The organism is Halomonas sp. S3-1-1 (genome assembly GCF_023757625.1).
GTDB lineage: Bacteria > Pseudomonadota > Gammaproteobacteria > Pseudomonadales > Halomonadaceae > Vreelandella.
The window spans coordinates 940,059-961,966 of record NZ_JALGBZ010000001.1; the positions used below are offsets into that span (position 1 = coordinate 940,059).

General features: G+C 64.6%; 18 protein-coding genes and 1 pseudogene. 10 read left to right on the plus strand and 9 right to left on the minus strand.

The window, feature by feature from the left end; translation table 11 throughout:
- Positions 1-3: 3 nt before the first annotated feature.
- Positions 4-858: pseudogene (locus MQW23_RS04490) on the plus strand (lysylphosphatidylglycerol synthase transmembrane domain-containing protein); the annotation flags it as partial.
- Positions 859-933: 75 nt separating this feature from the next.
- On the opposite strand, the gene MQW23_RS04495 reads toward MQW23_RS04490, so the two are convergent.
- The gene (locus MQW23_RS04495; RefSeq protein ID WP_319022797.1) at positions 934-1,833 is read right to left on the minus strand and encodes a RibD family protein; all 900 of its coding nucleotides are present in this window, start codon (positions 1,831-1,833) and stop codon (positions 934-936) included.
- Between the two features lie 67 nt (positions 1,834-1,900).
- On the opposite strand from MQW23_RS04495, the gene ribA reads away from it, so the two are divergent.
- Complete coding sequence (gene ribA / locus MQW23_RS04500; RefSeq protein ID WP_252106613.1) at positions 1,901-3,007, plus strand: GTP cyclohydrolase II RibA; 1,107 nt, start codon at positions 1,901-1,903, stop codon at positions 3,005-3,007.
- A gap of 56 nt (positions 3,008-3,063) precedes the next feature.
- Here the strand turns inward: ribA and MQW23_RS04505 are convergent, their stop codons facing one another.
- Genes MQW23_RS04505 through MQW23_RS04520 form a run of 4 tightly spaced genes read right to left on the minus strand, consistent with a single transcriptional unit; the run spans position 3,064 to position 8,126 of the window.
- Entirely contained in the window at positions 3,064-3,855 is a 792-nt protein-coding gene (locus tag MQW23_RS04505; RefSeq protein WP_252106614.1) for a creatininase family protein, read from the minus strand.
- Positions 3,856-3,872: 17 nt separating this feature from the next.
- Complete coding sequence (locus tag MQW23_RS04510; protein WP_252106615.1) at positions 3,873-4,655, minus strand: FkbM family methyltransferase; 783 nt, start codon at positions 4,653-4,655, stop codon at positions 3,873-3,875.
- Positions 4,655-6,616, minus strand: coding sequence for a glucans biosynthesis glucosyltransferase MdoH (gene mdoH, locus MQW23_RS04515; RefSeq protein WP_252106616.1), 1,962 nt, complete (start codon positions 6,614-6,616; stop codon positions 4,655-4,657). The genes MQW23_RS04510 and mdoH overlap by 1 nt, the downstream gene beginning before the upstream one ends.
- Positions 6,609-8,126 (minus strand): OpgD/OpgG family glucan biosynthesis protein, encoded by a 1,518-nt coding sequence (locus tag MQW23_RS04520; RefSeq protein WP_252106617.1) that lies wholly within the window; start codon positions 8,124-8,126, stop codon positions 6,609-6,611. The genes mdoH and MQW23_RS04520 overlap by 8 nt, the downstream gene beginning before the upstream one ends.
- Before the next feature lie 264 nt (positions 8,127-8,390).
- Here MQW23_RS04520 and MQW23_RS04525 point away from each other — a divergent pair, with 264 nt between their 5' ends.
- Positions 8,391-10,007, plus strand: coding sequence for an alkaline phosphatase family protein (locus MQW23_RS04525; RefSeq protein ID WP_252106618.1), 1,617 nt, complete (start codon positions 8,391-8,393; stop codon positions 10,005-10,007).
- Here MQW23_RS04525 and MQW23_RS04530 read toward each other — a convergent pair.
- The 3 genes from MQW23_RS04530 to MQW23_RS04540 form a co-directional block, all read right to left on the minus strand.
- Positions 10,001-10,933 (minus strand): lysophospholipid acyltransferase family protein, encoded by a 933-nt coding sequence (locus tag MQW23_RS04530; protein WP_252106619.1) that lies wholly within the window; start codon positions 10,931-10,933, stop codon positions 10,001-10,003. The two genes, MQW23_RS04525 and MQW23_RS04530, sit on opposite strands and share 7 nt — an antisense overlap.
- A 3-nt stretch (positions 10,934-10,936) precedes the next feature.
- Complete coding sequence (locus MQW23_RS04535) at positions 10,937-11,347, minus strand: DUF4870 family protein (RefSeq protein ID WP_252106620.1); 411 nt, start codon at positions 11,345-11,347, stop codon at positions 10,937-10,939.
- A 95-nt stretch (positions 11,348-11,442) separates the two neighbouring features.
- Entirely contained in the window at positions 11,443-11,826 is a 384-nt protein-coding gene (locus tag MQW23_RS04540) for a VOC family protein (RefSeq protein ID WP_252106621.1), read from the minus strand.
- Positions 11,827-12,120: 294 nt separating this feature from the next.
- Here MQW23_RS04540 and MQW23_RS04545 point away from each other — a divergent pair, with 294 nt between their 5' ends.
- The 4 genes from MQW23_RS04545 (at position 12,121) to MQW23_RS04560 (ending at position 17,993) form a co-directional block, all read left to right on the plus strand.
- Positions 12,121-13,509, plus strand: a complete 1,389-nt coding sequence (locus MQW23_RS04545; protein WP_252106622.1) for an MFS transporter — start codon at positions 12,121-12,123, stop codon at positions 13,507-13,509.
- 143 nt (positions 13,510-13,652) lie between these two features.
- Positions 13,653-15,437 (plus strand): acyl-CoA dehydrogenase, encoded by a 1,785-nt coding sequence (locus MQW23_RS04550; protein WP_252106623.1) that lies wholly within the window; start codon positions 13,653-13,655, stop codon positions 15,435-15,437.
- Between the two features lie 73 nt (positions 15,438-15,510).
- On the plus strand, positions 15,511-17,145 hold the full coding sequence (locus MQW23_RS04555; protein ID WP_252106624.1) for an acyl-CoA synthetase: 1,635 nt from the start codon (positions 15,511-15,513) through the stop codon (positions 17,143-17,145).
- 74 nt (positions 17,146-17,219) lie between these two features.
- Complete coding sequence (locus tag MQW23_RS04560) at positions 17,220-17,993, plus strand: enoyl-CoA hydratase-related protein (protein WP_252106625.1); 774 nt, start codon at positions 17,220-17,222, stop codon at positions 17,991-17,993.
- A gap of 102 nt (positions 17,994-18,095) precedes the next feature.
- Here MQW23_RS04560 and MQW23_RS04565 read toward each other — a convergent pair whose 3' ends face one another.
- Positions 18,096-19,454 carry a GntP family permease gene (locus MQW23_RS04565; RefSeq protein ID WP_252106626.1) on the minus strand — a complete coding sequence of 453 codons (1,359 nt, stop codon included), beginning with the start codon at positions 19,452-19,454 and terminating at the stop codon, positions 18,096-18,098.
- Positions 19,455-19,644: 190 nt separating this feature from the next.
- Here MQW23_RS04565 and MQW23_RS04570 point away from each other — a divergent pair, with 190 nt between their 5' ends.
- The 3 genes from MQW23_RS04570 (at position 19,645) to MQW23_RS04580 (ending at position 21,861) form a co-directional block, all read left to right on the plus strand.
- On the plus strand, positions 19,645-20,190 hold the full coding sequence (locus MQW23_RS04570) for a YaeQ family protein (RefSeq protein ID WP_252106627.1): 546 nt from the start codon (positions 19,645-19,647) through the stop codon (positions 20,188-20,190).
- 281 nt (positions 20,191-20,471) lie between these two features.
- Positions 20,472-21,464, plus strand: coding sequence for a lipid A deacylase LpxR family protein (locus MQW23_RS04575; protein ID WP_252106628.1), 993 nt, complete (start codon positions 20,472-20,474; stop codon positions 21,462-21,464).
- 52 nt (positions 21,465-21,516) lie between these two features.
- Complete coding sequence (locus tag MQW23_RS04580; RefSeq protein ID WP_252106629.1) at positions 21,517-21,861, plus strand: hypothetical protein; 345 nt, start codon at positions 21,517-21,519, stop codon at positions 21,859-21,861.
- Positions 21,862-21,908 lie beyond the last annotated feature (47 nt).

Below are 21,908 nucleotides of genomic sequence, written 5' to 3' on the forward strand. Positions count from 1 at the left end.
CCGATGCGCGCGCTCGCCTGGCTCAAGACCGCCTGGGTGCAGCGGGCACTGGTGAGCCTTGCGCTGCTGGGCGCGGTGGCGCTGTGGGTCAACCCCGGCGATATCATGCGCGAGGTCACGCGCTTTTCGCCGGGCTGGGCGGGGCTGGCGCTGCTCATCAGCGTGGCGCAGGTGATGCTGAGCGCCTGGCGCTGGCGGCTCACCGCCGCGCGCCTGGAGGTGCCGCTTCGCTACCGCTACGCGCTCGCCGAGTACTATCTGGCGCTGCTGGTCAACCAGCTGCTGCCCGGCGGCGTGCTGGGCGATGCCGGCCGCGCCCACCGTCACGCCACGCAATCCGCTAGCCGTGCAAGCGCCTGGCGCGCGGTAGTGCTCGAGCGCGCCTCGGGCCAGGCCGCGGTAGCGCTTTTGATGGTGCTGGCGCTTTGTACGTCGCCGCTTTGGCACCGCTCGCTGGGAGTGACTAGCATCGTGGCGCTGGTGGCGTGCCTGACACTTGTCGGTATGGGGCTGGTGGCACTCGGGGTGGGGCTCTCTCGCCGCCAGGCGTTGCCGGCTTGGTGTAGCGCGTTTGGGCGCGATCTGCGCCGAAGCCTTTTAGGGCGCAGCGTTTGGTACTGGCAGTTATCTTCATCCCTTGCCATTGTTATTAGCTACGGCCTGGTCATGGTCTGTGCGGCCCGCGCCATCGGGGTCGAGCAAAGCGCCTTGAGCATTCTGGCGCTAGCGCCGGTGCTGCTGCTGGCCATGCTGATTCCGCTGTCGATCGCCGGCTGGGGACTGCGTGAGGGGGCGGCGGCCACGATCTGGATGTTCGTCGGGCTGCCGTCCTCCCAGGGCGTGGCCATTTCGCTCGCTTACGGAGTACTGGTGATGCTTTCTAGCGTGCCGGGCATCTGGGTCGCCCTAAGCCGTCGCGGCCGGGCAACCCCGTCAAACGGTGGCGGCGTTCAGACAAACATCGAACAGCGTATCGTCACCGCAGCGGAAGGTGCGCATCCGGGGGCGCAGCGCGCTCTCCAGCGTATCGATCGGCGTCATTTTGAGCCCCGGCCGGCCGGAGCCGATCAAAAGCGGGGCCACCATCAGGTGCAGCGCGTCGATGGCGCCGGCCTCAATGAATTTCGAAATCGTGATGCCGCCGCCTTCTACCAGAATACGTTGGTAGCCGCGCTCGTGAAGCAGCGCAACGACATCAGCGGGGGCGAACTGGCCGGCGTCATCGAGGGCCAGCACGCACTGCGTAGCGCGACTTTCCAACGTCTCGACGCCGGGGCCGGTCACGTGCAGCGTGGGCGGCTCGCTACTTTGCAGCACGCCGAGCGTAGCGGGCGCGCGCCCGCGCGGGTCGAGCACCACGCGCACCGGGTGGCTCCCCTCGACGTGACGCACGGTGAGCTGAGGGTCATCCGCCACCGCGGTGCCCGCGCCGACCACCACGGCGTCCGCCAGCGCTCTGAGCCGGTGCAGGTGCACCAGGCTCTCGAAGCCGTTGATGTAGTGGGAGTGGCCGCTTTCGGTGGCGATACGCCCGTCAAGGCTCTGACCCAGCTGCGCCAGCGTCCAGCGCTTGCGCACCGCCAGCGGCGCCAGGCATTCCAGCATCGAGCGCGCCTCGATGGTCAGGCCCGCGGTGTCATCGCACTGCCAGTGACCTTCGCCGTCGACGCGAAGCGGGCCGTTCAAAATGCCGGCGCGCCGGTCGAGCAGCCAGCGCCAGGCGGTTTCACCCTCGATCGACCCGTGCTCGCCGCCGGAACCGGCACCGTCAGAACCTACAACACCGTTGGAGTGGGGCATGACGCCTCCATGAAGAGAACAACGTGGAATCATGCCAGGGGCACACGCCCTGCGCAAGCAGCGACCCTTGCTCGCTCGACCAGGCAACCAGGAGGCCTACATGTATCACATTGAACGCGCTATTTTCGACATTCGCCGCGGGCTTCCCGTCATTCTGAAAACCGGCGATCAGCGCCTGCTGGTGCAAGCGCTGGAAGGCAGCGACTCGGTCGATACGCTGGCGAGTCTGTCGGGGTCACGGCCCTCGATGGTGCTGACACGCCACCGGCTCGAGGCCATGGGCATGTCGCTCAAGGCCGAGGCGGCGAGCCTGCCGCTTCACGAGCAGATCAGCGAAAGCGACCTGCACCGGCTGGCGGTGGCCAAGGGCGAGACGAGTTCATCGTCGACGCTGCTCACCGGGCTCAAGCCCGCCGGCAGCGGCGAGCGCGCCGCCCTGACGCTGATGCGCCGGGCGCTGCTCATTCCCGCCGCGCTCTGCGCCGAGATCAGCGACGCCCAGGCAGCGGCGGTCGACCAAAAGCTCGCGAAGGCCGAGCTTTTGGAGATCGACGCCGACGAGGCCGCCAAGTGTCTGGCCGGGGCGCCGGGGATGCTCAAGCGCGTCAGCGAAGCGCGCATTCCGCTGGAGGAGGCGGTCGAGAGCCGCTTCGTGCTGTTTCGCGAGCCGGACGGGCTGCGCGAGCACGTGGCGGTGGTGATCGGCGAACCCGAACGCATGGAAGGCCCGGTACCGCTTCGCATGCACTCGGCCTGCTTGACCGGTGATCTGTTCGCTAGCCTGCGGTGCGACTGCGGTGAGCAGCTGAGAAACGCGGTGGCGGACATTCAGGCGATGGGCGGCGGGGTGCTGTTGTATCTGGCTCAGGAAGGGCGGGGGATCGGTCTTGCCAACAAGCTTCGCGCCTACACCTTGCAGGACGGCGGGCTCGACACCGTCGATGCCGACCAGGTGCTCGGCTTTGGCGACGATGAGCGGCAGTACGCGGTAGCGGTGGATATGCTGCGGGCGCTTGCCATCGACAAGGTGCAGCTACTCACCAACAACCCGCTCAAGATGCAGGCGCTGGAAGCCGGCGGCGTCGAAGTCGCCTCGCGTCAGGCGCTTTACGGCAGCGTCACGGATCAAAACCACCGCTACCTGAGCGCCAAGGCCAACCGCGCGGGCCACCTACTGGATGAAGTGCTGGAAAGCCGCGGCCATTAAGCCGTTGTCAGCGCGAGCGCTCGGCGCCCGCGCTGGCTTTTAAGGGTGAGAAAGACTCAAGAATTGCCCTGAGCCGGCTCGAAAGGGGGGAGCGCCGCGGTTTCCTCGATCACCCGGGCAAGCGTTGCGCCGTAGTGTTCGACCAGACGCTTGCCAAGCGCGGCCTCGGCATTCGATGCGTTGCCCGCCACGCCCTGAGTACTCAAATCTTCGCCCAGCCAGGCAAACGCCGCCGCGCCTTCGGGGGCGACCAGGTGGTTTGGGGTTTGCGGGCGCGCAGGCTCCGCAGGCCGGTAGCCCTGCAGGTCGACCAGCTTTGGGGCCAAGTGCAGCATCATGGCGGTTTCCAACAGCCCGCCGTGCAGCCCAAAGCGCAGCTCGTCGGCGTCGATGGCGCCCTCGAGCGTTGGCAGGCGGGTGTAGGTCGCTTTTACCACGCGCATGTCAAAGCGCTTTCGTAGCGTGAGCGCGGCCAAATCCATCACCGCCTTGTTACCGCCGTGGCTATTGATCCACACCATCTTCTTGAACCCCGCCCGCCACACGCTTTCGCCCAGCGCCTCGAGCGTGGCGATGGCAAGCGAAGGCGGAAGGCTCAGCGTGCCGGCGAAGCTTGCGTGCTCATCGCTTGCGCCGACGGCAAGCGGCGGTAGACACACCGCGTCGATGGTGGGGTCGAGCGCGTCCAGCGCCGCACGTTGAAGCCCCTCACCGATGATCAGGTCGGTGGCGAGCGGCAGGTGTGTGCCGTGCTGCTCGATGGCGCCTAGGGTGAGCACCGCGACCGCATCGTCGGCAGCCACCGCTTTGAGTTGGGGCGCGCTCAGCGCTTGCCAGTGGTAGATCATGCAATTCCTTGTCAGAGTCAGACGTGGTTGGCCACCAGCGGATGGTCGATGCGGCAGGCGTAAAGATCGCCGGAGGCGAGCCCGTCGGCGCCGTCGTCGAGCCAGCGCCGAATGGCACCCGGGGTTTGCCACGTGGCAAAGCGAAAGGCGCGCTGCTCGCCGGCAATGGCGTTGAAGCGGTAATCGCCGAGCCGGGTGAGCTCCTCGATACAAGCGTGGCTTACGTGCAACACGCCGGCGACGAACTCCACTGACAGCGCCGCTACGGCGTGGCTCAGGCCCTTGAGCACGTCGGCCTCGAATCCTTCTACGTCGATCTTGATGAAGCAGGGCATGCCGAAACGCTCGATGAGCCGGTCCACCGTGGTCACCTCGACGCGCAGCGTGCGCTCCCAGGCAATGTGCTTGAACGCCGGGTTCTCCGTGCCGATGCGCCCGCGCCAGTCGTGGGCGAGGGTCGAAAGGGTCGGGTTGGCGCTACTGATCGCGATCTCGGCGTGACCCGACTCCACGCCCGCCGCTACCGGCAGCAGCGTGATGTCGTCGTGTTTGATGATACGGCGAAACCAGCGCGCCAGCGCCGGCTGCGGCTCGAGTGCTACGACCCTGGCGCCGAGTGCCTGAAACGCGGCGCTGCGATCGCCCAAGTGGGCGCCGATATCGAAAGCGACCTCGCCGGGTACGATGAACGGATGATAAAGCCGTTTGAGCCCTTTTTGCCGCCCGGGGCGCCAGTAGATGATCAGCGAGCGCGCCAAGCCGCCACTGCTTCTAAGCCGTTGACCGAGCGCAAGGCGCATCAGTGGGGCTCACGGGCCGAGGCGCTGGCAGGGCGGTTGTCGAAACATCGAAACGACTGACACGGCATGTCGCCTACCAGCTCGCCGGGAAGCGGAGCGATGACGCCTTCGAGCGGGGCGTGGCCGGGCGTATCGCCTCGGGCGCCGAGGGCGGCGAAGTCGTCCAGAAGCGTGGGGCGGTAGCTAATGCTGGGCGTTTTCAGAAGCCCCAGCCGGTGGCTGACTACGCCGCCCCAAGTACCGCTACTGGAGTATTTGACGATGGGCGTGGCCAGCACGAGTCCCGCCCAGGCCGGTGTCAGCCAGAAAAAGGCGTGCAGCGAGCACGCCGCCATGGCGCCGGCCCAAAGTACGCCGCACACCGTCATCCAGTAGGTGTGGCGCCAGGCTTCGCGCCAGGCAAGCGAGCGCTCGCCGCGGTGCTGGGTTTGCCACTCGACCGAGCGGCCAAGCAGCACGTTGACGATGAACAGGCTGTGCCAGGCCATCATCAAGGGCGCGATGAGCGCGGCGAAGGCGAGCTCGAACAGCACGCTAAGCGTCAGTTTGAAACGTCCGCCGAAGGCGCGTGGGCACTGCGCCAATGTCAGCAGATAGCCCAGAAGTTTTGGCGCGAGCAGCATTAACAGGGTGATCCACAAAAGCCCGAACGACAGTAGCGGGGGGAGCTCGGAGTTTTGAGGCGGCGCGAGGGCCTGCACGCCAACCAGCAAACTCGTGCAGACCAAAAGCCCTAGCCACACGATCGATGAGAGATAAGCAAAGGCGCCAAACAGAAAGTGCAGCCGGCTAATGGGGTGAAACCCGGCGCCAGAGAGCAGGCGCAGGTGCTGCAGGTTGCCCTGCAGCCAGCGCCGGTCGCGCTTGGCGAAATCGAGAAAGTTACTCGGCATTGCCTCGAAGCTGTTGTGCGAGGCGCCGGTATGCGGCGCCTGTCGCGATACCGCCGTGGTGGCGGAGGTATCCAGCAGCACCTGCCAGCCGCCGCGTTTCAACAGGGCAGCTTCGACGAAGTCGTGGCTTAGAAGCTCGCCGCCAAGCGGCGCCTTGCCGGGCAGGGCAGGGAGCCCGGCGTGGGCCATGAACGCGCGGGTGCGAATGATGGCGTTGTGGCCCCAGTAGTTGGCCGCATCGCCTTGCCAAAAGCTTTGCCCGGCGGCGAGCATGGGGCTGTAAAGCGCCGAGGCGTACTGAAGGCAGCGGCCGAACAGCGTGCGCTGGCCTACCGGGATCGGCACGGTCTGGATTAAACCCACGCGGGGCTCGCGCTGCATGCGATGCACCATGTGCAAGAGCGTGGCGCCGCTCATGAGGCTGTCGGCATCGAGCACCACCATGAAGTCGTAGCGCCGGCCCCAGCGCCGGCAGAACTCGGCAATGTTGCCCGCCTTGCGCCCCTCGTTTTTCTCGCGGCGGCGGTAGTAGACGTTGATCTGGCCGGCCAGACGCTGCTGTAGCGCCGCCACGTGGGCCGCCTCTTCGCGGGCCTGGGTGAGAGTTTGGGTGTCGCTTAGGATGAACACGTCGAAGTGCTCGCCGATGGCGAGCTCGCCGCCGCCTTCGCTGCGGGCTTGGCTCAACAACGAACGGCAGGTCGCCTCGAGCCCGGCGATGGTCGACACCGGCGGCTCGGCGTAGATCGGCATGACCAGCGCGGTCTTGCTCAAAAGCCGGTAGGCGCTGGGCGGGGTCGGCCGCTGGCGGCGCAGCGACAGCGGGTCCAGGCGCAGCGCGCAGAGCACGAACCCGCACACCGCGCCCCAAAAGGCCATGGCGATCCAGCTAAAGGTGAGCGCGAATAGCGCCAGCAAAGCGATTTGCCACCCCAGCGCCAGATCCTCGACGACGTGGTACATCGCCACCAGCCCCACCACGCTGGTGGTGAGCACGGCCAGCGTATAGAAGGCGCGGCGCCAGAAAAGCCCGGGAATGGCGACGGCGGTGGTCGGCTGTTCAGTCATCAGGAGTCCATACGTAGTTCCAGGTTTCGCTGATCGGCTCGCCGTTCAGCTCGAGCCGCAGGCGGATGTCGCTCATCGCGTTGGCCGGAACGCGAAAGCTCGCGCGCCAGCGGTTTTCCGGCAGTGCGAGCACGTGGGCTTCGCGCGCCTCGACGTCACCCGCATCGATGAAAAGCGTCACCGGGGCGTCGTCGTTTAGGCCTTGAAGCGCGGCGCCTTCGAAATCCACGATGAATTGACGCTGCTCTTTCGAGGCCGGGTCGCTGGCGAGCCCCGCCTGGCCCTGACGAGTACGAAAGACGTGCGCCAGTTGATTGGCCTCGGGCGTGTCGTTCAGGGTGAAGGTGCGGTAGTGAAGCGCAAGCGACTCGCCGGCCTCGAGCGGGTCATCGAAGACCCAGTAGGCGACGATGTTGTCGTGGGTCTCGTCCGGTGTAGGCAGTTCGACGAGCTCGACATGGCCCGGGCCCCAGTTCGCCAGCGGTTCGACCCACTGGCTTGGGCGGCGATGGTAACGCGCTTCCATGTCCAGGTAGCGGTTGAAATCACGCTCGCGCTGCATCAGGCCAAACCCGGCCGGGTCGTCGTCGCTGAAAAGCGACAGGCGCGTGTCGTCCGGATTCGAGAGCGGGCGCCAGATCCACTCGTTTTGGCCGGTGTGCATCAAAAGCCCGTCGGAGTCGTGCACTTGGGGGCGGAAATCGTCCGGCCGATTAGCGGTGACATCACCGAAGGTGAACATGCTGGTCAGCGGCGCGACGCCGAGCTTGCCGATATCCTCGCGGGCAAAGAGCTCGGCTTCGACCTCGAGGTTGGTCTGCTCGCCCGGTGTGAGCGTGAAGCGGTAGGCGCCGCTGATCGAGGGGCTATTGAGCAGCGCCAGAAAGGTGAGCGTCTGATCGCCCTCCCGGGGTTTGAAAAACCAGAACTCGCTAAACCGGGGAAACTCTTCGGGCTTGCTCGAGGCGGTATCGATGGCGAGCCCCCGGGCGGAAAGGCCGTACACCTGGTCGCGCCCGACCAGGCGAAAGTAGCTCGCACCCAAAAACGCGGCGACTTCGTCGCGGTAGTCGGAGCCGTTGATCGGGTAGTGCAGGCGAAAGCCAGCGTGGCCGCTATCGGCCAGGTCTTCGCTGGAAAGTGTTTGGGCCTCGCCCTCGTAGCGGAAATCGTCGCGTTCAAAAGGCAGCGGTTCGCTCTGGCCATCGTCGATGACGTTCAGGGTAATGGGTTCCTTGAACAGAAAACCGCTGTGAAAGAGCTGCAGCGAAAACGGGCTGTCGTCGCGCCAGTAGGCGCGTTCGGGATCGAAGCGAATCTGGCGGTAGGTATCGTAGTCCAGGTTCTCGAGAGCGCTTGAAAGCGGGGTGTCGGGGGGCATGTACGGGGCTTCGGCCAGCGTTTTGGCGCGCTCGATGACGTCATCGAAAAAGGTGTCGTTTGCTTGGGAGATCGAGGCGTTCGCCAGGCCAAGCGCGATAAGCCACTGTGTGCCAATACGACCTTTCATAAACGGGGTCCCTTCCTTCAAAGGCCATGGGTAATCAATTACCTGGCACCGGAATCGGTTTTTATCACTATTTTTATCACTATGATGGCAGCCGGCGTTTTGACTATCGTTATGTTCCCGGGCAAGCTCGACCGCCCTTGTCCAACGTTCAAACCACTATAGCGATGCGTGAGCGTTTAACGAAAGTTCGTGCGCCACGCGTTCACTATAAAGGGAACTCTTCGCCCCGCCTACAGGGTTTTTTCTCATGCCGTTGATGATGCCATGCTTCGCGTTCTAATCGCCGCCATTGCCCTGAATATCGTGCTGGTCGCGCCGCTTTGGTGGCGCTTTGAACACCTGGGGATGCCGCTGGTCGCGCTCGAGGTGTGGATGCTCGCCCCCGCGTTGGCGCTGATTCCCGCTCGCGGTTGGCGTCGGCTGCTGGCGGCGCTGGTCATTGTGTGGGTGGGGCTGGCCAGCACTGCCAACTTGGGCGATGCCGCCACCCACGCCGCTTTCGGCCGCGCGCTGAATCTGTATCTCGACGTGCCGCTCGTGCGCTCGATCTATCATCTGCTCTCTGGCAACGTTGGCCAACTCGCCGGCACTCTGATCATGGCGCTGGGCGCGCTGTCACTCGCGGGCGTGCTGCTTTCGATCTACGCGCTGCTTGTGCCCCAGCGTGCGCTCTCGCTCGAGCGACGGCCGGGGAAGGCGGCGGCCGCGCTCGCGGCGCTAGCGCTGGTGCTTTGCGGGCTCCACTACCGGGGGCTGCGAGTCGTCGAGCGTGCGGCGCTGCCGCTCATCGACACCACGCGCTTTCAAATCGAGCAGGTACGGGCGACCCACCAGGCGCGGCTGGCGTTCGAGGCCGAGCTCGAGCAGCGCCCGCTCGAGGCCCAGGCGCTGCCCGGGCTTGCCGGGCGCAACGTGCTGCTGACCTTCATCGAGTCCTACGGGGTGAGCGCGCTGATCGAGCCGCGCTACGCCGAGCTGATTCGATCGACCCTCGATGAGATGGAGACACGCCTCGAGGCGCGGGGGATCGGCGTGGTCTCGGGGCTATTGGAGGCGCCGATACGCGGCGGGCAGTCCTGGCTTGCCCACGCCAGCGTGCTCAGCGGGCGCTGGATCGACAACCAGCTCTGGTACCGGCTGATGCTCGAAAGCCCCCACGCGAGTTTGGTCGACGACTTCCACGCCACCGGCCAGCGCTCGCTGACGGTCATGCCGGGCATTACGCTGGCCTGGCCTGAGGGGATCGCCTACGGCTTTCAGGAGATTCGCACCGCGCGCAATATGCCCTATCAGGGCCCGGCGCTGAACTGGGTGACCATGCCGGATCAGTTCACGCTGGACTACGTGGCGCGGCGCCAGCTCGACCGGGCGCCGCTGTTCGCCCAGATCACGCTGATCTCGAGCCACGCGCCCTGGACGCCGATTTTGCCGGTGCTCGAGAACTGGGCGATGATCGGCGACGGCTCGATCTATGGCCCTTGGGAAAACGCCGCCGACCCGCCCGAGGTGCTATGGCAGGACCTGGAGCGCATTCGCGATCACTACGGCTGGTCGGTGAACTACTCGGTGGCAAGCGTGGCGGGTTTTGCCGAGCGCGCGCTGGATGAAACGGGGCTTCTGATCGTGATGGGCGATCATCAGGCCGCGCCCTTGATCACCGGCGAGAACGCAAGTGCTGCTGTGCCGGTTCATGTGTTTAGCCGCGACCCCAAGCTTTTGAACGCCTTTCGCGAGCGCGGCTTCGTCGACGGGGCGCTACCGGCGCTCGACAACGCCGAACGCGCGTCCCGCATGAGCGAGCTGCGCCACTGGCTGCAGGAGGATTTCGGCGAAGGTGCCACGCCTGATACCGCGGAGGCGGCGAGCGGAACGGCTCAGTAAAGGCGGTAGCCCTTGACGTTGGCGACGCCCTGGGTCTCCTCGACGACCTTGCGGTAGCGCTTGTACTCCCACTGATACTGCGCCGGGGCAAGTGCAATCGAGGCCTCGACACTGGCGTTGACGCCGGTGGCCGACACCACGTCCTCCTCGCTATAAACGCGCTCGTCGGCGTCGAGAAAGTGAATCGCAAAGCCTTTGCCCGGCAGACGCAGCGCCACGCCGGTCACCACCCGCGCCTGGGTGCGGGCGACGAGCTTGGGCAAGAGTGTGGCGGTATAGGCGCTGCGCCCGAAAAACGGCGCGAACACGCCGCTGCCCCAGCTCGGCTCCTGGTCCGGCAAAATGCCGATCGCCTCGGAGCGCTTGAGCGCTTTCAAAAGCGCAGCCACGCCGCGCGGGTTGGTCGGCACGAGGCTCGCCCCCATGCGCTCGCGGCCGTGGCGGATGATCGGCTCGAGCTCCCCGATCTTGGGCGGCTCGTACATGGCGGTGAAGGGAAAGTGGCTCGACAGCCAAAAGTTGAGTACTTCCCAGTTGCCGAAGTGGGGGGCGAGCACGATCACACCGCGCCCCTCAGAACGGGCGCTGTCGAGCTTTTCGCGCCCGTGTACCTCGAGAATGTGCGCCTCTACCGTGTCGGGCGGGGCAAGCCAGGCGTGGCCCAGCTCCAGCATGGTGGCCGCCGAGTGGCAAAGGCTTTGGCGGGCCAGCGCCTTGCGCTCGCGGGTCGGCATGTCCGGGTAGACCACGGCCAGATTGGTGTGGGTGACCCGGCGCTCGCGCTTGCTGAGCCCGTAAACCGCCGGGCCTAAAAGCCGCGCCCCGCGCCAGAGCGAGGCGAGCGACCAGCGCGACAAGCGCCGCCACAGCCCATTGATGGTGCGCGCCTGCAGCGCCTGCAGGCGAGAAGAGGTCGTGTCACTCATTGTCTACAACAGCCACCCGTTGACGTCATTCGGCGGGCGCTTTTCCTGAATGCCCTTGAACCCTTTCACGCAGCGCACGATGAACCACACCGCGACCGCCAGCAGCAGCGGAAAGCCGATCAGCACCAGAGTGAGCAGCGAGGCCACGCTTAGATACAAAAGCCCGATCCAGAAGGTGCGGATCTGGTAGCGGTAGTGCTCATCGAGCCAGTGCGGGCCGTTGCCGTGATAGACGTAGGAAACGATAACGCCGACGATCACGGTAAAGCCGGTGAAAAAGTTGGCCAGATAGAGCGCGTAGACGACCAGCGCGACGGTGGTATCGGCCTTGGGGGCCGGCTCGCGCGGCTCATCATGAACGCGCTCGTTGACGACTTCGCCCTCGATGGGCTCTTCCTTCGCGTTGTGGCGCATGCGCGCTCCCTTCACTCAAAGATGTCCGCCTCGCGGGCGCCCGGGCCGCCCATGATAGCGTGCCGGGCGGGGCTTATCATTACGTCAGCAGCGATTCAGCGCCCGAGCGGGCGGCAGATTTCCAGCAGATTGCCGTCCGGGTCGCGCAGATAGACCGACTCGATGGCGCCATTGGCACCCTGGCGCTCCACCGGGCCAAGCTCGATCTCGACGGAAAGCGCGGCCAGGTGATCCATGAACTCGGCAAGCGGCAGCTGACAGCGCAGGCATAGATCCAGGCTGCCGGGGGTAGGGGTGGCGGAGATCGGCGCGATGTCGGTGTCGGTCTCGTGCAGTCTGAGCGCGGTGTCGCCCAGCATCAAATCGACCCGCTGGGCGTCGCGGTAGCGCACGTCGAGTCCCAGCACGCGGGAGTAGTAATCCACCGCGCGCCCCATGTCGGTCACCGTGACTACCAAATGGTCCAGGCCTGAGAGCATGCCACCTTCCTTCGATCCGTTTTGAAAGCCCTATCTTACCCTGGCCGCCTTCGCCGGGCATGCAAAATGACGCCTGCACCAGCGTGGTGCGTCGCGGCGCGTATCCAGGGAATAAGTTCAAGCGATAAAAAGCGTTGACTTTAGGGCCTTGCACGTAATAATTGCGCGCCCTTTTTCCTGCCAGACTGTGTTTTCCAATCGATTTTTACCGATCGGTTGTTAAAGCAAGCGACGGTCGGCAGCGAAGGGGCCGATGGGTTTCAGCGCTTTTGAACAGGGCAGGGTGAGGTGGGCATGTCGCGGCAACTGTTGGCTATGGCGCTTGCGCCGCTTTTAGGACTTTTCATTCTGGGCATCGGCAACGGCTTTCTGGCCACGCTGATCACCCTGCGCCTGGACGCGGCGGGCGAATCCGCCACGCTGATCGGTATCGTCTCGTCGGCCTACTTCATCGGGCTCGCCTTTGGCGCCATGTTCAACGACCGCCTGCTGCTGCGCATCGGCCACATTCGCGCCTACGGCAGCTTCGCCTCGCTGGTGGCGGTCACGGTGTTGCTGCAAGGGCTCTTCTTCGACCCCTGGGCCTGGTTCGCGCTGCGCCTTATCGGCGGCTGGGCCACGGTCGGGGTGTATCTGGTCATCGAGAGCTGGCTGTTGACCGCCGGCGATCAAAAGGTGCGCGGCCGGCTGCTCGCGCTCTACATGATCTCACTTTACGCCGCCGGCGTGGTGGGCCAGCTGCTGCTCGGCGTGACCAACGCCATGGGCGACTCCGCCCCCTTCATGGTGATTGGTCTTTTAGCGTCGCTCTCCGTGCTGCCCATGGCGATGATTCCACGCGTATCGCCCTTGATCGAGCACGCCGAGCCCTTGCCGCCGCACCGGCTGATCACTATGACCCCGACCGGAGTAATGGGAAGTTTGGGCTCGGGCATGGTGGTGGCCGCGGCCTACTCGTTGCTGCCGCTTTATTTGCAGCGCATTGGCATGAGCGTGAGCCAGGTCGGGCAGATGATGGCGGTGGTGATTCTCGGCGCGATGCTGCTTCAGTACCCGATCGGGCGCTGGTCGGATCGTCACGACCGCCAAATGGTGCTGATCGGGATTAGCGCGTTTTGTATCGTCATTTCCGGGGCGATGCTGTGGCTGCCACTTTCTACTCCCTTGCTGGCGGTATTGCTGTTTCTGCTCGGCGGCGGCGTGTTCGCCTTCTACCCGGTGGCGGTGAGCCACGCCGCTGACCGCGCCCCGGCGGGCGCTCTGGTGCGCATGAGCCAGGGCCTTTTGCTGATCAACTCCATTGGCGCCACTATCAGCCCGCTTCTGATCTCGCCGGTGATGACGGCGGTGGGCGATACCGGGCTTTTTTGGGCCTTCGGCGCGATGAGCCTGTTCTTTTTGCTGTTCTTTGGCTGGCGGCGCAGCGTGCGCCCGGCGCCGCTGCCGGTGGCGCCGTTCACCGCCACGACCCCGATGTCCAGCGCCGGCGCCGAGCTCGTCATCACCGAAGAACTGGTCCAGGGGGCGCTGGAGCACGAGCACTTGGAGGATCTCTCTCAGGTGCTGCCGGAGGTTGACGTGGCGGAGCCGGTGGTCGGCCCGCCAGCGGCGGACGAGGCGCACGTCACCTACTTTGACGATGTCGAAACCGTCGAGCTTCACCGCTCCCACCGCGCGCCTTGAGCGCCGCTTGCCGGCTGACGTGATACCTTGGATGAATAGTGTCAAAACGCTCGTTTGACTACCATGAGTCGATCGTGCGGTCTTAACGGCCAAGCGCTTTAAGACGCGCCTGGCCGTCACTCTATTCAAGCCAAGGGGTTGCCATGAAGGATTATGTCGCGCCGGTTCGTGATCTGCGCTTCGTTCTCGAGGAGATGCTTTCGCATCGGTCGCTGTCGCTGCCCGGTTTCGAAGAGGCCTCGCCGGATCTGGTCGAGGCGGTGCTCGAAGAGGCCGCCAAACTGGCCGGGGACGTCTGGGGCCCGCTCAACCGAGTAGGCGATCAGCAGGGTGCGACGCGCCACCCGGACGGCAGCGTGACCACCGCCGAGGGCTTCGCCGCTGCCTACCAGGCCTATGTCGAAGGCGGCTGGAACGGCATCGGCGTCTCCAATGCGCTGGGTGGGCAGAACCTGCCGGAAGTGGTGGCAAGTGCGGTGCAGGAGATGCTCCACGGCGCCAACATGGCCCTCGGCCTTTGTCCTATGCTCACCGCCGGGGCGATCGAAGCGTTGGCGCATCACGGAAGCGACGCGCTCAAAGCGGTTTATCTCACCCCGCTGGTCGAGGGCCGCTGGACCGGCACCATGAACCTGACCGAACCCCAAGCCGGGTCCGATCTCTCCAAGGTACGCACCAAAGCCGTTCCCGAGAGCGATCACTACCGCATCAGCGGTCAGAAGATCTATATCACCTGGGGTGAACACGACGCCGCCGAAAACATCGTCCACCTGGTGCTGGCGCGCAAGCAGGGCGCCCCGGAAGGTAACAAGGGCATTTCGCTGTTTCTGGTGCCGAAGTTTCTCGTCAATGACGACGGCTCGCTCGGCGAGCGCAACGACGTCGTCTGCGCGTCGCTCGAGCACAAGCTCGGCATTCACGGCTCGCCCACGTGTACGCTCAGCTTCGGCGAGCAGGGCGGGGCCGTGGGCTATCTCGTCGGCGAAGAGGGCCGCGGGCTCAACCACATGTTCACCATGATGAACGAGGCGCGCCACAAGGTCGGTATCCAGGGCATTGGCGTGGCCGAGCGCGCCTGCCAGCACGCCCTGGCCTACGCCAATGAGCGCGTGCAGGGCAAGCTTTCCCAGGCGCGCGGCGGCGTCGAGACCACCATTGGCGAGCACTTCGACGTCAAGCGGATGCTGCTTTCGATGCGTGCGCGCACCGACGCACTTAGGGCGCTGGCGCTTTACTGCGCCGGCCAGCTCGATATCGCGCGCAAAAGCGAAGATGCCAGCGAGCGCGGCGCGGCCCAAGCGCTGGTGGATGTGCTGATCCCCATCGTCAAAAGCTTCTCCACCGACCAGGCCGTGGAAATCGCCTCTACCGGCATTCAGGTGCACGGCGGCATGGGCTACGTCGAGGAGACCGGCGCCGCTCAGCTTCTGCGCGACGCCCGCATCGCGCCGATCTACGAAGGCACCAACGGCATTCAGGCCCTCGATTTGGCCGGTCGCAAGCTGCAGCGCGACGACGGCCAGGCGATGACGCGGCTGATCGAGCGGGTCGAGCAGACCGCTCAGGCGCTCGGTGATGACGCCGCGCTTGCAAGGCTTGGCAGAACACTTGGTCAAGGTGCCGAGGATCTGCGCGCGGCGATGGCCATCTTGCTCGAAGAGGGCCGGCACGAGACGCGCGGCGTCGACGCCGTGCAGGCCTACGCCACGCCGTTTCTTACCCTGGCCGGCCACGTGCTGTGCGCCTGGCAGATGGGCGAGGCGGCGCTGATCGCAAGCCGCGCCGACCAGAATGATCCGTTCTATCAGGCTAAGCTTGCCAGCGCCCGCTTTGCGATCACCCAGTGGCTGCCGGTCGGCCTTGCCCAGCGCGCGGTGATCGAGGCGGGGTTCGAGTGTCTGGAAGCGTTCGATAGCCGCGCCCACTAGGGCGAAACGGCGCCGGGCGTGCGACGCCCGGTACCCGACCATTCCAACACAATAAAGACAACAGGATGCCTCCATGAACACGATCTTCGAGCAGGATCTGCCGCCGACCCCGGCGAACTACGTGGCGCTATCGCCGCTGACGTTCATCGAGCGCTCGGCGGCGGTGTATCCGGACTACCCGGCCGTGGTCTACGGTGGGTGTCGACGCAGCTGGGCCGAGACCTGGTCGCGCTGTCGCCAGCTTGCCAGCGCCCTTGAAAAGCGCGGCATCGAACCCGGCCAGACCGTGGCCGTTATGCTGCCCAACGTACCGGCCATGTTCGAGGCGCACTTCGGCGTGCCGCTGGCCGGCTGCGTGCTCAACACGCTCAACATCCGTTTGGACGCCCACGCCATTCACCACATGCTCGCCCACGGGGAGGCGCGGGCGGTGCTGGTCGACCCGGAGTTTGGTGACGTCATCAAACAGGCGGTGGAGGGGCTTACCGACAAGCCGCTGCTCATCGACGTGCGTGACGATGAGTTTTTCGGCGAGTCGGCAGGCATCGGCGAGGTAGAGTACGAGGCGCTGCTGCAAGAGGGCGACCCGGGCTACGCCTACCGGCTACCGGAGGACGAGTGGCAGGCCATTTCGCTGAACTACACCTCCGGCACCACCGGCGACCCCAAGGGCGTGGTGTATCACCATCGCGGGGCGTATCTCAACGCGGTGAGCAACATCATGGAGTGGGCGATGCCCCACCATCCGGTCTATCTCTGGACCCTGCCGATGTTTCACTGCAACGGCTGGTGCTTTCCCTGGTCGATCGCCGCCCGCGCCGGGGTCAACGTGTGCCTGCGCAAGGTGGATCCGGCGCGCATCAACGCGCTCATTGTCGAAGAGGGCGTCACCCATTTTAGCGGCGCGCCCATCGTGCTCAACGCGCTGGTGAATCTGCCCGATGCGCAAAAGCGCGTCTTCGATCATCCGGTCAAGGCGACCACCGCTGGTGCTGCGCCGCCGGCCTCCATCATCGCAGGCGTCGAGAAGCTGGGTATCGAGGTCACTCACGTTTATGGGCTGACCGAGGTGTACGGCCCGGTGACGGTGTGCGCCTGGCGCGAGGCTTGGGATGCGTTACCGCTCGAGGCGCGGGCCAAAATCAAGGCCCGCCAGGGCGTACGCTACCACATGCTCGAGGCGCTGTACGTCGCCGACCCGCAGACGCTCGAGCCCGTTCCCCGCGACGGCCAGACCATCGGCGAGATCCTGATGCGCGGCAACAACGTCATGAAAGGCTACTTAAAGAACCCGGAGGCGACCCAAAAGGCGTTGGCCGGCGGCTGGTACCACACCGGCGATCTGGCGGTGTGGCACGAGGATGGCTACATCGAGATCAAGGACCGCTCCAAGGACATCATCATCTCCGGCGGTGAAAACATCTCGACCATCGAAATCGAGGACGTGCTTTACAGCCATCCGGCGGTGGAAGCTGCGGCGGTGGTCGCCCGGCCCGACGAAAAGTGGGGCGAAACGCCCTGCGCTTTTGTCACCCTGAAGCCCGATGTCATCGAGGTGGGCGAGGCGGACATGATCGACTACTGCCGAACGCGCCTGGCCGGATTCAAGGTGCCCAAAACCGTCGTGTTCAGCGAGTTGCCCAAGACTTCGACGGGCAAGATTCAAAAGTTCGTGCTGCGCGACCAGGCGCGAGGACTCGATGGATAGGGCTGCGTGTTTGACAGCTCTACGAAAAATGCCAACTCTAACGCCCACCCACCCGTTTAAATGAAGGAGCCGGTATGAGCGAGAACGTGATCGAAAAACAGGACAACGACGGCATCGTCACGCTGACGATCAACCGTCCCAAGGCGCTGAACGCGCTCAACAGCGACGTACTCGAAGCGCTGGATACTCACCTCAACGAGCTCGAGCGTCAGCCCAACCTGCGCCTGGTGCTGCTGACCGGCGCCGGCGAGAAAGCGTTTGTGGCCGGGGCGGATATCACTGAAATGCGCGACAAGACCCCCGAGCAGGCGCGCGCCTTCGCTGCTCAGGCGCTTTCCACCATCAAGCGGCTGGAAACCTTGCCGGTACCGGTGGTGGCGCTGGTCAACGGGTTCTGTCTGGGCGGCGGCTGCGAGCTGGCGCTGGCCTGCGACTGGGCAGTGGCAAGCGACAACGCCGTGTTCGGCCAGCCCGAGGTGCTGCTCGGCGTGATTCCCGGTTTCGGCGGCACCCAGCGCCTGCCGCGCCGCGTCGGACCGGCGCTGGCGATCGATCTGGTGACCACCGGGCGCAAAATCGACGCTCAAGAGGCGCTTCGCATTGGGCTGGTCAACCGCGTCATGACCCAGGACGAGCTTTCAAGCTACGCCGAGGAGCTCACAAAGCAGCTCAAGGGCAACGGCCGCCAAGCGGTGCGCGCGGCCAAGCAGGCAGTTCACGACGGGTTGGATCAGGATCTGGACAGCGCGCTGGCGCTAGAAACCAGCCTGTTTGCCTTCTGCTTCGCGGGTGAAGAGCAAAAAGAGGGCATGAGCGCTTTCGTCGAGAAGCGTAAGGCCAACTTCTAGCGCTCGCTTGAAAGCAGCGAACATGAAAAGCGGGCCACCTGGCCCGCTTTCTCGTTGATGTGCCCATTGATGAGGCGTGGGTGTGACGTTAGAGAAGTGGCGTTAGAACAGCGCGAAAATCAGACAGGCGAAGATGAAACCGACCAAAGACTCGAGCGCCTGCTGCACCGTCCAGGTCTTGAGCGTGGTCTTGACGTCCATGCCTAGAAGCCTTCCCACCAGCCAGAAGCCGGAGTCGTTGACGTGGCCGGCGAAGACCGAGCCCGCGGCGGTGGCAAGCGTAATCGCCACGACCTGCATGGCGCTGAAGTCGGCGCCGATGACGCTTGGTGCCATCAGCCCTGCGGCGGTCACCAGCGCCACGGTAGCCGAGCCTTGGGCCAGGCGCAGGATGACCGCGACCAGATAGGCCGCGACGATCACCGGCAGGCCCAGATCCCCGAGCGAGTTCGATAGCGCATCGCCAATGCCGGAGGCGCGCAGCACGCCGCCGAACATGCCGCCGGCGCCGGTGATCAGCACTACCGAGCAGATCGGCGCCAGCGCCGAATCGAGCACTTTCTCAAGCGCGTTGCCCTCGACCCCGCGGCGATGGCCCAGCACCAGCATGGCCACGAGCGTCGAGATCAAAAGCGCCACCGGGGTCGTGCCGATCGCGCGTAAAAGCGAAAACCAGGCCTGGTTTTCATCCACCGCGCCCAGCGAGCGCAGAAAATCGAGCCCGGTGTTCATGAAGATCAGCAAAAGCGGCAGCAGCAGCATGAACAGCACCGTGCTCACGGCGGGCGGGTTGGTGATCTCCTCCTCCTTGACCTCGCCAAAGAGCGTGTTGCTCAGCACGAAGGGGTGGCGTTTGGCCACGAACTTGCCCCACAGGTAGCCGGATAACCACCATATCGGAAAGGCGAGCACCACGCCGGTCACCATCAAAAGCCCCGGGTTGGCATCATAAAACTCCGAGGCGGTAACCGGCCCCGGGTGCGGCGGCAAGAACACGTGCATGACCGAAAACGCGGCGGCGGCGGGCAGGGCGTACAAGAGAATCGGCCCGCCAAGGCGGCGCGCCACCGCGAAAATGATCGGCAGCATGACGATCAATCCGGCGTCGAAAAAGATCGGAAAGCCCATTAAAAGCGAGGCGATACCTAGCGCGAAGGGGGCGCGCGCTTCACCGAACAGCGCGATCATGCGATCCGCCAGCACCCGCGCGCCGCCGGAGTACTCGACCAGCTTGCCGAGCATGGCGCCAAGGCCGACCAGCAGCGCCACGGCCCCGAGCGTGCCGCCAAAACTTTGCACCAGCGTCGGTACGATGGCCTCGAAAGGAATGCCGGTAGCCAGCGCCGTCAAAAGGCTCACCACGATCAGGGCGAGAAAGGCGTGCGCCTTGAATCTGATGATCATCAACAGCAGTAGCAGCACGGCGGCGGCGGCAATGCCCAGCAAAGGGCCTGCCGACATCGTTTGTGTCCATCCGTCCATAAGCAGGCTCCGGGGTCTTGAGTGGGACGATTAACGCGTAATGTTATCGGTAACATAGAGGCGTACGCATGGTAGATCATCCCAACGTACTGCAGACACTCGACCTTCGTTTAAGACCCGCGTAAGCGAATCCGTTACACTGACCGCCAAACGACTCTGGATACGACCGATGGCTTTAAGTGCGACCCCCTATAAAGTGGATCTGAATCTGACGGATTTGGATCGCAACGTGTTCGAAACGCTGCGCTTCACCGTGGCCCGCCATCCTTCTGAGACCGAAGAGCGGCTCTGCGCGCGGCTGCTGGCGTATGTTCTCTGGTACAGCGAAGCGCTGGGCTTTGGCCGGGGGCTTTCCGATGTCGACGAGCCGGCGCTTTGGGAGAAAAGCCTGGACGGGCGCGTGCTGCACTGGATCGAGGTAGGCCAGCCCGACGCCGAGCGCCTGACCTGGTGCTCGCGGCGCGCCGAGCGGGTATCGCTGCTCGCCTACGGGCGCACGGAGCAGTGGGAGTCGAAAGTGCTGCCCGGCGTGTCGTCGCTCAAGAATCTGCACGTGGCGAACTTGCCGGAGCAGGCGCTGGCGCAGATAGCGACAGCGTTGCCGCGAGCGATCAACTGGGCGGTCATGATCAGCGACGGCGCCCTTTACGTGACCGATGATCGTGGCCAGCACGAAATCACCCCGCAGTGGCTCGTGCGAGAGCGCGAGCGCTAAGAAACCGATTCATGCGTTTGGAATAGGGGGAGGGCGGGTTTTGCCGTGCCCCAGGGCCCATCAAGGCTTAGTTTCCACCAAAGTCCAGGGGCCATCAAAGTCGCTTGCCGAACGCTTGTTTGATTACATACAATCGAAAACGTTTATAAGTGGCCTTGTTCAGCGTGGCGGCGTTTCTCTCAGCCCGTTTATCGCAGTCACGCTCATAGCGACTATGTTAATAGAGACTATATTCATAGAGGCTATGCTTACCCGATCCCCGAGTCCCCAAGGAAAGAGACATGCGCATTCTTTCTGCCGCAAGGCGGAACCCGCTAGCCCTGGCCGTAACGCTGGCATTGACGTCGCCACTGGCGTTGGCAGACGACAGCGCCTTTACGTTCAAGATCGAAAACGACGGCCTGGCAAGCAACGCCGACGGCCATTTCACCAGTGGATTCGAGCTCAATTACGGCTACACGCCGGCGCCGACTAGCTGGACACAGCGGCTGGCGGCGGCGCTGCCCGATCCGATCATCGGTGAAGCCGACCAGGCGGCATTTCGTCTGGTGCATCAAATCTATACCCCGGATGATATTGAACAGCCGCAGTTGATCGAAAGCGATCGCCCCTACGCCGGCCTCGTGTTCGGCGGCGTGTCGCTCTACGAAGATACCCCGATCACCTCGAGCATCACGCGCTCAACGGATTTGCATTTGGACGTGGGGCTGGTGGGGCCGTCGTCGCTGGCCGACAGCATTCAGCGCGAGGTGCACCACGTCACCGGCAGCGATCGCCCGCGCGGCTGGGATAACCAGCTAAGCGACGAGCCGCTTTTGAACCTTACCCTGCGCCGCCAGTGGTGGGTCGATACGCCCTTGGCCGGCAAGCAGTTTGCCCACGGGCCGAGCGTGGGTGCGGCGCTGGGAAATCTCTACACCTACGCCAGCGCCGGTTACAGCGTACGCTGGGGCGACGACGCCAGCGGCGTACCGACGCTGACGCCCAACCCGGGCAACCGTGGGCAGTTCGACACGACCCGCGGGTGGCAGTGGTATCTGTTTGCCAGCGTCGACGGCTACTACATGGCGCACAACCTGACGCTGGACGGCAACGTGTTCTCGTCGAGCCATTCGGTGGATCGCAAGGAGTGGGTGGGCGACGCCTCCGCGGGGCTGGCGCTTGGCTGGAACGACTGGCAGGTCAACTACGCCGTACTCGCGCGCACGCGGGAGTTCGACGGCCAGCAAAGCCACGACGATATCGGCTCGATTACCCTGACCAAACGTTTCTAAATCACCGGGGCGATCTATCCTGAGAGTGGTTACACCTTCAGAGGATCGCTTCATGCCGAAAGCGCCGTTTCCCCACACCCCGGATGGCCGTTACTTCGTGGCCAAAAACCGACTGTGGCGCGCCACCAATCCAAGCCTTGACGAGGACGAAGAGCAAACCCACGTCAACGCGCTAATGAAGGCGCGCCGCGCGGTCAAGACCGCCAAGGACCAGGAGGACGACGAGGCGCTCAGAAAAGCCCGAAGCGACGTGCAAAAGGCGAAGGTCGCGCTTGGCGAGCGCGGCCCGGTGTGGTGGGACGACGGCGCGCCGGACGAAAACGAGCGCGCCCCGGAAAACAGCTCCTACGCCGAGTGGTGGCGCGAGTATCAAAAGCGCCACGGCGATAAGACCTGACGCAATCGACGCTGCTCGCTTTGGCACCTTGGCTTGAGTGACTACAC

Bases quoted from the DNA above. Each gene is read 5' to 3' on its own strand.
- MQW23_RS04550 (WP_252106623.1), top strand. From the start codon at position 13,653: ATGAAGGATTATGTCGCGCCGGTTCGTGATCTGCGCTTCGTTCTCGAG.
- MQW23_RS04530 (WP_252106619.1), bottom strand. From the start codon at position 10,933: ATGAGTGACACGACCTCTTCTCGCCTGCAGGCGCTGCAGGCGCGCACC.
- MQW23_RS04580 (WP_252106629.1), top strand. From the start codon at position 21,517: ATGCCGAAAGCGCCGTTTCCCCACACCCCGGATGGCCGTTACTTCGTG.
- MQW23_RS04545 (WP_252106622.1), top strand. From the start codon at position 12,121: ATGTCGCGGCAACTGTTGGCTATGGCGCTTGCGCCGCTTTTAGGACTT.
- MQW23_RS04505 (WP_252106614.1), bottom strand. From the start codon at position 3,855: ATGATCTACCACTGGCAAGCGCTGAGCGCGCCCCAACTCAAAGCGGTG.
- MQW23_RS04535 (WP_252106620.1), bottom strand. From the start codon at position 11,347: ATGCGCCACAACGCGAAGGAAGAGCCCATCGAGGGCGAAGTCGTCAAC.
- MQW23_RS04525 (WP_252106618.1), top strand. From the start codon at position 8,391: ATGCTTCGCGTTCTAATCGCCGCCATTGCCCTGAATATCGTGCTGGTC.
- MQW23_RS04565 (WP_252106626.1), bottom strand. From the start codon at position 19,454: ATGTCGGCAGGCCCTTTGCTGGGCATTGCCGCCGCCGCCGTGCTGCTA.
- MQW23_RS04575 (WP_252106628.1), top strand. From the start codon at position 20,472: ATGCGCATTCTTTCTGCCGCAAGGCGGAACCCGCTAGCCCTGGCCGTA.
- MQW23_RS04560 (WP_252106625.1), top strand. From the start codon at position 17,220: ATGAGCGAGAACGTGATCGAAAAACAGGACAACGACGGCATCGTCACG.
- MQW23_RS04520 (WP_252106617.1), bottom strand. From the start codon at position 8,126: ATGAAAGGTCGTATTGGCACACAGTGGCTTATCGCGCTTGGCCTGGCG.
- MQW23_RS04495 (WP_319022797.1), bottom strand. From the start codon at position 1,833: ATGATTCCACGTTGTTCTCTTCATGGAGGCGTCATGCCCCACTCCAAC.
- ribA (WP_252106613.1), top strand. From the start codon at position 1,901: ATGTATCACATTGAACGCGCTATTTTCGACATTCGCCGCGGGCTTCCC.
- mdoH (WP_252106616.1), bottom strand. From the start codon at position 6,616: ATGACTGAACAGCCGACCACCGCCGTCGCCATTCCCGGGCTTTTCTGG.
- MQW23_RS04510 (WP_252106615.1), bottom strand. From the start codon at position 4,655: ATGCGCCTTGCGCTCGGTCAACGGCTTAGAAGCAGTGGCGGCTTGGCG.
- MQW23_RS04540 (WP_252106621.1), bottom strand. From the start codon at position 11,826: ATGCTCTCAGGCCTGGACCATTTGGTAGTCACGGTGACCGACATGGGG.
- MQW23_RS04570 (WP_252106627.1), top strand. From the start codon at position 19,645: ATGGCTTTAAGTGCGACCCCCTATAAAGTGGATCTGAATCTGACGGAT.
- MQW23_RS04555 (WP_252106624.1), top strand. From the start codon at position 15,511: ATGAACACGATCTTCGAGCAGGATCTGCCGCCGACCCCGGCGAACTAC.